Below are 553 nucleotides of genomic sequence, written 5' to 3' on the forward strand. Positions count from 1 at the left end.
CGTTCTCCTTCTTCTGGATCAGCCGGTCGAGGTACTCGCCCAGTTCGGCCGTGGCCTCCTCGGCCAGTTCCGGCACGAAGAGCTTGTGCGCGGGCGTCTCGAAGTCCTCGTGCTCGTCGTACGGCACGCCGAGCACGGTGCTCATCACCATCGAGGGCACCGGCTGGGCGAACATGGAGACCAGGTCCGCCGGTGCGCCGTGGCGCAGCATCTCGTCCAGCTTCTCGTCGACGATGCGTTGAATGTCGTCGCGCAGCAGCGCGGTACGACGCAGCGTGAAACTCGGCATGATCATCGAGCGCTGCTTGGTGTGCTCGGGCGGGTCCACCCCGAACAGCACGTCCGCGTAGCCGCTGTCGACGACGTTCTCGAACTCCTCGTTCAGCAGCGGGTAGTTGCCGTGGTACGGGCGGATCGACACCCGACGGTAGTCGGAGAGCACCGCCCTGGCCTGTGCTGCCCCGGTGACCAGCCAGGCCGTCCGTCCGTTGTAGAGCTTTACCTTGGTCATCGGGCTGTCCGCCCGCAGGCCGACGTGACGGGCCGACGGCCG

At 66.9% G+C, this 553-nt stretch carries 1 pseudogene; it reads right to left on the reverse strand.

The annotated features are described in order from the left end of the window. Positions 1-553 (reverse strand): annotated as a pseudogene (locus F6X68_RS33040) (cytochrome P450); the annotation flags it as partial.

Origin of the sequence: Micromonospora sp. AMSO12t (assembly GCF_008806585.1) — a bacterium.
Lineage (GTDB): Bacteria > Actinomycetota > Actinomycetes > Mycobacteriales > Micromonosporaceae > Micromonospora > Micromonospora reichwaldensis.